Annotated in this window: 11 protein-coding genes; 8 read left to right on the top strand and 3 right to left on the bottom strand. The window is 43.7% G+C overall.

Annotation, left to right across the window (positions count from 1 at the left end):
- Positions 1-152: HAD hydrolase family protein (locus R7P67_RS22565; RefSeq protein ID WP_318086086.1), on the bottom strand; the 152-nt coding region annotated here is incomplete at its 3' end.
- A gap of 244 nt (positions 153-396) precedes the next feature.
- Entirely contained in the window at positions 397-1407 is a 1011-nt protein-coding gene (locus R7P67_RS22560) for an alpha/beta fold hydrolase (RefSeq protein ID WP_005378733.1), read from the bottom strand.
- 65 nt (positions 1408-1472) lie between these two features.
- Here R7P67_RS22560 and rhtB point away from each other — a divergent pair, with 65 nt between their 5' ends.
- From rhtB to R7P67_RS22525, 7 genes are all read left to right on the top strand, one after another.
- Positions 1473-2090 (top strand): homoserine/homoserine lactone efflux protein, encoded by a 618-nt coding sequence (gene rhtB / locus R7P67_RS22555; RefSeq protein WP_005378732.1) that lies wholly within the window; start codon positions 1473-1475, stop codon positions 2088-2090.
- A 24-nt stretch (positions 2091-2114) separates the two neighbouring features.
- A complete protein-coding gene (locus R7P67_RS22550; protein ID WP_053304474.1) occupies positions 2115-3338 on the top strand; it encodes an EAL and HDOD domain-containing protein in 1224 nt (407 codons plus the stop codon).
- Positions 3339-3492: 154 nt separating this feature from the next.
- Positions 3493-3828 (top strand): metalloregulator ArsR/SmtB family transcription factor, encoded by a 336-nt coding sequence (locus R7P67_RS22545; RefSeq protein WP_005378730.1) that lies wholly within the window; start codon positions 3493-3495, stop codon positions 3826-3828.
- A 42-nt stretch (positions 3829-3870) separates the two neighbouring features.
- Entirely contained in the window at positions 3871-4872 is a 1002-nt protein-coding gene (locus R7P67_RS22540; protein ID WP_005383630.1) for an ArsJ-associated glyceraldehyde-3-phosphate dehydrogenase, read from the top strand.
- A 12-nt stretch (positions 4873-4884) separates the two neighbouring features.
- Entirely contained in the window at positions 4885-5379 is a 495-nt protein-coding gene (locus R7P67_RS22535; RefSeq protein ID WP_005383629.1) for a cyclin-dependent kinase inhibitor 3 family protein, read from the top strand.
- A gap of 254 nt (positions 5380-5633) precedes the next feature.
- The gene (gene arsJ, locus R7P67_RS22530; RefSeq protein ID WP_136977232.1) at positions 5634-6851 is read left to right on the top strand and encodes an organoarsenical effux MFS transporter ArsJ; all 1218 of its coding nucleotides are present in this window, start codon (positions 5634-5636) and stop codon (positions 6849-6851) included.
- A gap of 283 nt (positions 6852-7134) precedes the next feature.
- Positions 7135-8148 carry an acyltransferase gene (locus R7P67_RS22525; RefSeq protein WP_238958945.1) on the top strand — a complete coding sequence of 338 codons (1014 nt, stop codon included), beginning with the start codon at positions 7135-7137 and terminating at the stop codon, positions 8146-8148.
- Here the strand turns inward: R7P67_RS22525 and R7P67_RS22520 are convergent.
- The gene (locus R7P67_RS22520) at positions 8145-8474 is read right to left on the bottom strand and encodes a DUF2500 domain-containing protein (RefSeq protein WP_005389668.1); all 330 of its coding nucleotides are present in this window, start codon (positions 8472-8474) and stop codon (positions 8145-8147) included. The genes R7P67_RS22525 and R7P67_RS22520 overlap by 4 nt on opposite strands.
- A 327-nt stretch (positions 8475-8801) precedes the next feature.
- Here R7P67_RS22520 and R7P67_RS22515 point away from each other — a divergent pair, with 327 nt between their 5' ends.
- Positions 8802-9170 carry a hypothetical protein gene (locus R7P67_RS22515; protein ID WP_005378717.1) on the top strand — a complete coding sequence of 123 codons (369 nt, stop codon included), beginning with the start codon at positions 8802-8804 and terminating at the stop codon, positions 9168-9170.
- Positions 9171-10243: the final 1073 nt, after the last annotated feature.

Below are 10243 nucleotides of genomic sequence, written 5' to 3'. Positions count from 1 at the left end.
GTTGCAAAGACAAAGGTATAACCCTTTTCATGCAGCGCTTTTAGCGTCTCTTTTGAGTAAGCACTGAGCTGATGGTTTGGTGCGAGTAACGTGCCATCCAGATCAGAGGCAACGATTTTGGTGATCTCTTTGCAAGGTAGCGATGTGCTCATGAAGTCCTCGTAAACGGTTTGGATAGTGTGGAACAGGTGAATTGCAAACGGAGTACAGCAGACTGACTAGATCGTACTGCTCCGAATGCGGGGGAACTTGGGCCCGTAGCACTATGCGGTTAAACACTGTGTCAAAGTAGCCAAGTTCAAGCAGTGTACGCCAAAATGAGGATGAAAAAGAGGGTAAATCGATGTGTAGACATTTCCTCTTTAATCTTAGTCGTGAAATGGTCGCCTAGAGTTCTTATTGTGCTTGTTCGTTTGATGGCGATTTAGGGTCATTCATAAAGCGGAAAATCGCATCGAGCGCTTGATTACGATACTTGTCGGTCTCGAACAAGATTTCATGCTGTGCGCCTTCGATGGAAAGCAGCTCCGCGTGCGGGTTGGTTTTCCGCAATTTATCAATAAAACGCTTTTGCGCGAGGTTGCTAACAATCCGATCGTTTCCTGCTTGGATTAGGATTACTGGTATTTTGACTTGGCGAGTTAATAAAAAGCACTGCTTAGCGGCCATGAGCCCTTGCCAAACCCAGCGAGTGCTTGGCCCACCGACTTGCAGTTCCGGTTTTTCCGTATATAGGTTTCGGAACCATTGGTAGCGGCCGTAACTTTGGCTAAGTGGGTTATCTTCAAAGGGCTTAGGGAAGTAGGCCTGATGTCCTGGTGCATAGCGTGGCAAAGTCGATACCGCTGACATAATTTGTGTGACCGGAATCGCTATTGGTGATAGGTACCATGGCAGGTTAATGCCAAACATGGGCGCACTTAGAATCAAACCAGTAAAAGGGTGTTCTGGGTGAGTTTGCAGGTAACGTGTGGCGATCGCGCCGCCCATAGAGTGCGCGATGATGAAGCATTGTTGATATTCGCTAAGGTCGTGTTTTTTTACGACGATGTCCATATCATCAATATAATCAGTAAAGTCATAGACGTGACCCATATCTGAGTCAGATAATAAACGATCTGATAAACCTTGACCGCGGTGGTCAAAGGAATAGACATCGAAACCTTGGCGGTAGAGATCGTAAAACAGCTCTTGGTATTTCCAGGAAGACTCAATGCGTCCATTTACGATGAGCACGGCTTTTTTATGCTCTGGGTTGGTTAGCTTGCACCAGTAAATGTTCTTTTTCTCAGTCCCTTTAACAAAGCCCTCTTGGCGAGTTTGCCAAAGTGCTGCGATCGGACCACCAATTGCTTGCTCAAATAATGTCTCTTGAGTATAAGTCAAAGGTGAATGGTTAGTCGCCATTAGTTGATTACCTGAAGATACGTTGTTTACGCGATGTATCATCGAAGAATTAGTGAGGAAATGCAATGGATACCCATGTCTGGTTAGCTTATGTAGTAACAGCAATCGTTTTTAGTTTGGCTCCGGGCTCTGGCACGGTGAACTCAATCAGTAATGGTTTGAGTTACGGTACCCGTAAATCACTGGGTGCCATTATTGGCTTACAAATTGGTTTAGTTATCCACATCGCGCTGGTGGGGGCGGGTATTGGTGCGCTTGTCGCGCAGTCAGCAACCGCATTTTCTGTCATTAAATGGGTTGGTGCCGCTTATCTGGTTTGGTTGGGGATTCAGAAATGGCGCGACACATCAAGCTTAGTCGCAGCTGAAAACCACAACGAGATGTCAGGCACGGCGCTGTTGTACAAGGCAGTGTTAATTAACCTCACCAACCCTAAATCGATTGTTTTTCTGGTGGCGTTGTTCCCGCAGTTTATTGACCCGGCAAAAGACCAAATCACGCAACTGTTGGTGCTTGGCGTCACTACGGTCGTGATTGATGCGTGTGTAATGTTGGGTTACACGAGCTTGGCAGCACAAATGGGACGCTTTATTCGCTCCGATAAAATCATGGGAAAAATAAACAAAGTATTCGGTTCAATGTTCATGGGTTGTGGTGCATTATTAGCAGCTGCAAAGTCATAAGCCATTTATAGGTCCTTCTTTAGCATGAATACAACGTATGTCGCTCGCCAGCCGATCTTTAACCGAAAAAGACAGACGCTGGGTTATGAATTGTTGTTTCGAGACGGGGAGAGTAACGCATACCCTTCACATATTGATTCAAATCGAGCGACATACCGACTGATCGTCGAAAACTTTCTATCACTGGGTACTAACCCAGTGATTGCCTCTTCAAGATGCTTTATTAACTTTCCTCATCAAAGCTTGGTGCGACGTTTGCCGCGCAGTTTGCCGAAAAACAAAATTGTCATCGAAGTGTTGGAAACGTGCCAACCTACGGATGAGCTTCTTGATGCGATTCGTGAGTTTTATCGAGAAGGTTACTTGATCGCTTTGGATGACTTCACCCTAACACCAGAATGGCGTCGTTTTTTGCCATATGTGCATATTGTGAAGCTCGACATTATGGCGATGGGGCTCGAAAAGGCCTGTGAACTGGTCAAAACACACCTTGCCAAACGCGTCAAATACCACTTTTTAGCAGAACGTGTTGAAACCGCAGAAGAGTTTGAGCAAGCGAAAGCGGCTGGCTTTAAATTTTTCCAAGGTTATTTTTTTAGCAAGCCACTCGTCTCGCAGACTAAATACGTCAGTCCTGAGCAAGTGTTGGCATTGCAACTGTTTCGTGAAGTTTGTGCTCCTGAGCCTGACTTTACTCGTATCGAGTCCATCATTACGCAAGATGTCGCGTTGTCATATAAATTATTGCGTTTTGTAAATACGCAAGCGCCGAATTTGGCTGTCGAAATCAGCTCTTTTCGTCAGGCATTGATTTATCTTGGCCAGGATAACCTTAAGCAGTTTGTCTCTTTGGTTGTGGCATCGTATATCTCCAGTAACAAGCCTCGAGAGCTGTATCACCTTTCATTGCAACGAGCTCAATTTTGCCAATTGATGTCGCGCTATCAGCCATTCTCTCATCTCAACGAACAAGGTTTCATGGTTGGTTTGCTGTCGATTCTAGATGCGTTGCTGGATCTTTCGGTGGAATCTTTAGTTAGGCAGTTACCGCTTAGTCATTCAGTACAACAAGCGCTATTACATCGCAAAGGGGTTTATGGCGCACTTATTTCCCTTGAAGAGTGCTACGAGCGTGCCGATTGGTCAGGGGTTGAAAAAATCACGATGCAATTGGGGTTGCCTTTAGAGGAAGTGAAGCTCTCCTTAGGTGAAGCGGTTCGCTGGAGTCAAAGCATCGCGACTGCATAATTTCTTGTCTTATCTTTTATCTCTTTGAATCTCTCTCTTTACAATCAAGCTGTTCGTTAGATGTGAAACTTTTATGACGATGGACGGTTTCCTCTTGACGATATACCTTAATTAAATAAACATATACGCATATCCATATATAGGTATGTTCATTATGCTTCCACATCAGTTTTTTAAGCTGTTATCCGATGAAACACGCGTACGTTGTTTAATGCTCGTGGCCCGTGAAGGTGAAACTTGCGTTGGTGATTTGGCGTTTGCTCTGCAAGAGAGCCAGCCGAAAGTTTCTCGTCATCTTGCTCAGTTACGATCCAGTGGCATCTTGGTGGATAAACGCCAAGGGCAATGGGTGTATTACGAGTTATCACAGCAATTACCAGGTTGGATGCGAAAGTTAATTGAAGACTTAGTGGCATCAAACTGTTTGAAGCAGGAATACCAAGACGACATCACACGCTTACACGATAAAAGTCGTGAGGCTTGCTGTTAACAGCGAATAGAGATTCAAGGTAGAAGATTAGAGGGTAAAACTATGACAATTAAAGTAGGAATTAATGGCTTTGGCCGAATTGGTCGCTTAGCGCTGCGAGCGGCATTTGATTGGCCAGAATTGGAGTTTGTGTTAATCAACGATGTCGCAGGTGACGCAGCTACGCTTGGTCACTTATTAGAATTCGATTCAGTGCAAGGTCGTTGGCATCATGGAGTTCAGGTCGAAGGCAGTGAGCTCGTCATCAACGGCAAGCGTGTTGCCACGACTCAACAACGCGATATCGATGCGGTGAACTGGTCTGATTGTGATGTTGTGATTGAAGCGACAGGCGTACATCGCAAAACATCATTCCTAAACAAATACCTAGAGCAAGGCGTGAAACGTGTCGTGGTAAGCGCACCTGTGAAAGAAGAAGGTATTGCGAACATTGTGGTGGGCGTGAACGACCATATTTTCGACCCTGAAAAACATCGTATCGTGACAGCAGCTTCGTGTACGACTAACTGTATCGCACCTGTGGTTAAAGTCATTCATGAGAAACTGGGTATCGAACAATCTTCTTTTACGACCATTCACGACCTGACGAATACGCAAACTATTTTGGATGCGCCACACAAAGATCTACGCCGTGCAAGAGCATGCGGCATGAGCCTTATCCCAACTACGACGGGTAGCGCGAAGGCGATTGTCGAAATTTTCCCAGAATTAAAAGACAAAATTAATGGTCATGCGGTTCGCGTACCTCTAGCAAACGCATCGTTAACAGACATCATTTTTGATGTGAAGCGTGATACCACGGCAGAAGAAGTGAACGCACTGTTAAAAGAAGCATCTGAAGGTGATTTGAAAGGCATCCTTGGCTTCGAAGAGCGTCCTTTAGTTTCTATCGATTATAAAGGCGACCAACGTTCAACCATCGTTGATGCGCAATCAACCATGGTTGTGGGTTCTCGTATGGTTAAGATTTACGCTTGGTACGATAACGAAATGGGTTATGCAACGCGCACAGCAGAGCTGGTTCGTAACGTTGGTTTGGCTTAAAAGGGGGTCACAATGTCTCATCCTACATGGCAATTAGATTTGGACTCCGGTGCTTTAATCTTAACACCGTGCCCAGGAACGAAAGGTGTCGATTTGCATGCGTCGTTAGAACAGTTGAAAGAGCAGGGTGTTCAAGCGGTCGTTACTGCATTAGATGATAGTGAATTAGCTGCGAAGAATGTCTCTGCATTGGGTGAAGCCACTCAGCAACTGGGTATGAAATGGTTCCAGATCGAGATTGAAGACGACTGCGCACCAAATGAAGAATTTGCGACGAAGTGGCAACAAGCCAGTCCGGAACTGCACGCGATTCTTGCTCAAGGTGGCAAAGTTGCGATGCATTGCATGGGTGGTTCGGGGCGCACAGGTTTGTTCGCTGCTCACCTACTCCTAGAAAAGGAATGGCAGTTAGAAGATATCGTGCGAGAAGTGCAGGCATTGCGCCCTGGTGCATTTACAAAACCTGTGCAAGTTGAGTACATCGAACGCGTGGCTCAAGACGCTTGATCAGCTTAAATAGCTTTTGGTTCATTATGATCCAAAAGCTAAATTCGAGCTTCTTCAGGATACGACTGTTTACAAAAAAAGCCATTAATATTAACTAATGCATTGTTTTTAAGGTGTATTTTGCTTTTTATTGATGTTGGGGCATTTTTTGAAAATCACAGCAACATTGTATTGGTCAATGTTGCTGTACAGGTTAGGAAGTATTTAGAACATGATGATCTAAATGCTTCTATCGCTGTACATATGAGGTCAATATGATTTCTCAATTAAGCAAAAGTATTCGTCAGTACATGTTAGTGACGTTTAACTATTGGAACTTTACGGTGACCGATGGCGCACTGCGTATGCTGGTGGTGCTCTATTTTCATGACTTAGGTTATTCCACGTTAGCTATTGCCTCACTGTTTCTTTTCTATGAATTTTTTGGTGTGGTGACAAACCTGGTTGGTGGTTGGTTGGGCGCAAGGTTAGGCCTAAATAAAACCATGAACATTGGTTTAGCGATGCAAGTGTTTGCGTTGCTGATGCTCGCAGTACCAAATGCATGGCTGACCATTGCTTGGGTGATGGCAGCGCAAGCTCTGTCGGGGATTGCCAAAGATCTGAACAAAATGAGTGCTAAGAGCGCGATTAAAACGCTAGTACCAGACGAGCAGCAAGGTGCGCTCTACAAATGGGTAGCGATTTTGACTGGCTCGAAGAATGCACTCAAAGGAGCGGGCTTTTTTGTTGGTGGCTTGCTGCTGTCTTGGGTGGGTTTTCAAAACTCGATGTTTATTATGGCGGGTGTACTTACATTAGTGTTTATTTGCAGCATGATCTGGCTAGAAGCGGACATGGGTAAAGCAAAGAGTAAACCTAAGTTTCGCCAAATATTCTCCAAGTCTGAATCGATAAACATTTTATCCGCAGCTCGCATGTTCTTGTTTGGTGCTCGTGATGTGTGGTTTGTCGTTGCTCTGCCTATTTATCTTGGTAGCGTGTTTGGCTGGGATCACTTGTGGGTTGGTAGCTTTCTCGCTGCGTGGGTCATTGCTTATGGGTTTGTGCAAGGCTTTGCGCCGCGTATTACTGGCAAAGCGCAAGGTCGTGTGCCTGATGGTAGTGCAGCATTGGTGTGGGCAGGAGTCCTAGCGTTAATTACGGCTGGTATTGCTTATGGTGTGCAAATCGGTTGGCAGCCTGAATTGGTGATTGTGGTAGGTTTGATGATTTTTGGCGCTGTGTTTGCCATTAACTCTTCGCTGCACTCGTACTTGATAGTGAGCTACGCTAAAGGCGATGGCGTCTCGTTGGATGTTGGTTTTTACTACATGGCCAATGCGGTGGGACGTTTGATTGGCACGGTATTATCGGGTTGGATCTACCAAGAGGCTGGTCTTGCAGCGTGCTTATGGGTTTCTTTTGCTTTCTTGGCACTGACGACGCTGATTTCAATTAAGTTGCCAAAAGCTGATGTTGCTACTGCGTAACTATCCCCAGTATCGCTATCTGTAGATGGTATAAATGGCTCCAAATCGGAGCCATTTTTGTTTCTTATGCGCCGTTTGCTGTAATCAGATTGTGTCGGTTTGGCATCGAGAGTGAATACTGATGCTTGGTTTTTGGTTCTCGTTAAGTGATTAGAGTGGTGATGAAATCCCCGTTGTAGGTCATTGTTGAGTTAAAAATAAGCAAAAACAGATTGTTAACCATTTCACTGGTTGAGATTTACCCTATGCTATAAACGATAAGCGACTCAAAGTAGGGAAAGGTATGAGAGAAAGGGTTCTGTTTTTTGATTTATTGCGCTGTTTCGCAGCGGTAGCAGTGATCGCCATTCACGTCTTGGCACCGTATCGAAATGAGTTAGGAGTGATTCCATTTGACCAATGGCTGACAGCGGTAGGCGTGAATAGCGTAACCCGCTGGGCAGTGCCAGTTTTTATTTTGATCACCGGAGCGCTAATGCTCAGTGACACTCGACCATTTGACGGTAAGTATTATATCAAAAGGCGTTTGGGCAAAGTTTTAGTTCCATTTCTTATTTGGTCGATGTTTTATGCATACCTTTCAGGTTGGACTTCTCAAGGCTTTGATTTTGAAACCGTAAAAGAGGTATTAAGCAATAGCCCTTTCCACGCAACGTATTACCATCTCGGCTTTTTCTATTACTTTATACCACTGTATTTTGTGATTCCGCTGTTTCAATGGATGGTACGCAACGTGGATGACAACGTCTTGTATACCTATCTCGCATTTTGGCTTTTCACCAGCACACTGTTCTTGTTCAAGATTGATGGCCCTTGGAGTAATCAGATGTGGCTTTATATGGGTTACCTTCCACTGGGGTATGTTTTATTTCAAAAGGTACCTTTGAATCGCTCTATGGTGACCTTATTTGTTGGGCTAGGACTCGTGGCGTTGGCAGTGACCTTTACGATGGTTGTGACAAATAGCTTAGAGGCGGAGAAGTATACGGTTGGGCGCTGGCTCTCTTATAAAACGCTGAATGTGATTCTAGCGGCTTCGATGATTTTTATGATCGGGCGTTACTTTGGTGAAGGCTTATCACCAAAAGTACAAAAAGTGGTCAGTGTGATCAGTCAGCACAGCTTAGGGATTTACTTACTTCACCCTATTTTCTTATGGCCGATGAAAGAGTTCGGTTTGTACACAGGACATCCTGCGTGGGTGATTCCAGTCTGGATCGTTCTAAGTGGAGCTGGAGCCTTGGTGATGAGCTATCTCTTTTCTCGTTCTGCCAAGACTCGTTGGTTACTGCCTTAACGTTTGATAGCGAAGTGAAGGAACTTGTTGCCGCGATAGGTCAGTGTTCCCTTATCTCCAGGGTTGAGTGCATGGTAGTAATGCACTCCAATTTGGAATTCACGCTTTGGACCGATAGAACCACGTTGAACGTAAATCCAATACTCTTGATCGTCTTGACCTGGTGGTGCGTTTGGTATGTCTATCGCTTGTTTATCTAAAACCGTTACCTGCGCGCTTTGCTCTGGAGCGTCTTCGCCCACATAGTGCTTACTATAAAAACGGAAAAACACCCACGCGCCCAAGGCAATAAGGGCGAATAGGGCGACAATAAGTGAGATTGGCATATTAACCTCCAATGTTTTATCGGGTCCCATTCTACAGAACTCGCTGACGAAACGATGAGTTGAGGTAACTTATTCATAATCTAATGAAAGGGATATGGAGATTATTCGGCGCACTTCACGATTTATCTTAATGATGCACGATGAAATCGTTGCTTCATCTGCAAGCTACGTCACTAAAGCTGAACTAAGCAGCTTTCACTTGTCTGGCTATATGCGCTCAAGGGCACAAATTGAAAGTAAAATTGCACTTAACGGCTCGAAAAAGCTCTAAATTTATAGAAGAATAAAAATAATGAACATAGGAAGGGTCTGGTAAGGAGGGTTACGATGTCAGATATTGAAAAAGTAGTCATGCGTACCCGAACGATCGAAAAACTTTTGCGTACTCAGTACCATGCAGAAGGGAAAGGGTTGCACCAACTTATTAATAGTTGTGAAGAACGTTTACCGCATGACGTGATAGCAAAGCTTCGATTCATCGCGACAGTGCGTAATAAAGTGGTGCACGAAGACGATTACAAGCTGGATGATCGTAAAGGCTTTATGGCGGCATGTGATGCTTGTGAAAAAGAGCTGACACCAAGAAGCTCTCGCTTTATTTGGCGTACAGCAATTTTGCTAATGACGTTGATTACGCTGGCCGCTCTTGGTTTCTACTATATGCACTGGGATATTTTGTCTAAGCACATTCAGTAGAGCTATACAGATAAATAAAAAAGGACGCATTTGCGTCCTTTTTTATTTTAAATCATTGGGTTAGTACATCATTGGCAGTGTCATTAAACCCACAACCACTGCAATCATAACCAGCCCTTGTTTTTGAGAAGATGAAATCATAACACTACCCCTTAATCTTTGATGAACTCGATGAATTTAATATAGCACTGTTTTTGGGGTTTGATCAACATATGCTCGTTAATCTTTTCAAAAACCACACTTAACTTGTCTGGTTTTACGTGATTCTGACTAATGAAACTATGTTTTTTGTCCTGTATTTAAAGTGTTCACATTGTTTTATTTTTATCCTTTTGGATTTTAAGTGTTTGATTTTATAGTGTTAAATGGTTTGTGGGGTTGGCTTTGTAATTGTTTTTTGTTTCGAATGGTATGTTGGGTCTTTATTTTGTCTGTATTTCTCAAAAATTGAGAAAATTAAAAAATGTGCTATGAGGTTACATCGTCAAATCGAAAGCATGGAGTGAGATTTTCTTACCTTATGAGAAAATCTGGGCTTCAAAAGTGTTTTGTGATTTTATGGTTTATGAAGTCCGCACTTTTATCTGTTATTGAAATTATGATTTTATTTATCATTGACTTACTTTTCTTGTCTGATGTTTTTTTTTACTGAATTAAGGTCAGTTTTCTTAGTTTTTACCCCTAATCATCAGTAGTTCCTCCTCTCTTAGAGCGCTACTAAGACTATTTTCTATTTTGTGTCTGTTATTTATTCTTGTTGCCTGCATTACATACATCCTGGTGGTTTAATCGTCAGTTTGTGAAATGGCGGCTTACCTGGAGCACTTATCTGTTTTTCAGTTAAATAGTTTTAGAAAGCGCTGGTTATTGTGTCGTGTGATTTGATGGGTTCGGCTGATGAGCAAAGCTTGGCCCCAATGTTTAGTGGCATCATTCAGGCTCATCGGCTTTATTATTACGTAGGCTGAGGGTTACAAAATGTTTCGAATCGCTAGCGAGATCCAACTTTCGTAGATTGTGTCTTTACATCAAAACTGGTCTACCTAGACTAGCGGCGAGTTTAAGTAAAAGGT

Source organism: Vibrio sp. Vb0937 (assembly GCF_033338855.1).
This window is presented reverse-complemented; position numbering and strand designations above follow the sequence as displayed.

Excerpts from the sequence above, each read along its gene's own strand:
- R7P67_RS22525 (WP_238958945.1), top strand. The coding sequence starts at position 7,135 with ATGAGAGAAAGGGTTCTGTTTTTTGATTTATTGCGCTGTTTCGCAGCG.
- R7P67_RS22515 (WP_005378717.1), top strand. The coding sequence starts at position 8,802 with ATGTCAGATATTGAAAAAGTAGTCATGCGTACCCGAACGATCGAAAAA.
- R7P67_RS22520 (WP_005389668.1), bottom strand. The coding sequence starts at position 8,474 with ATGCCAATCTCACTTATTGTCGCCCTATTCGCCCTTATTGCCTTGGGC.
- R7P67_RS22535 (WP_005383629.1), top strand. The coding sequence starts at position 4,885 with ATGTCTCATCCTACATGGCAATTAGATTTGGACTCCGGTGCTTTAATC.
- rhtB (WP_005378732.1), top strand. The coding sequence starts at position 1,473 with ATGGATACCCATGTCTGGTTAGCTTATGTAGTAACAGCAATCGTTTTT.
- R7P67_RS22545 (WP_005378730.1), top strand. The coding sequence starts at position 3,493 with ATGCTTCCACATCAGTTTTTTAAGCTGTTATCCGATGAAACACGCGTA.
- R7P67_RS22550 (WP_053304474.1), top strand. The coding sequence starts at position 2,115 with ATGAATACAACGTATGTCGCTCGCCAGCCGATCTTTAACCGAAAAAGA.
- R7P67_RS22540 (WP_005383630.1), top strand. The coding sequence starts at position 3,871 with ATGACAATTAAAGTAGGAATTAATGGCTTTGGCCGAATTGGTCGCTTA.
- R7P67_RS22560 (WP_005378733.1), bottom strand. The coding sequence starts at position 1,407 with ATGGCGACTAACCATTCACCTTTGACTTATACTCAAGAGACATTATTT.
- arsJ (WP_136977232.1), top strand. The coding sequence starts at position 5,634 with ATGATTTCTCAATTAAGCAAAAGTATTCGTCAGTACATGTTAGTGACG.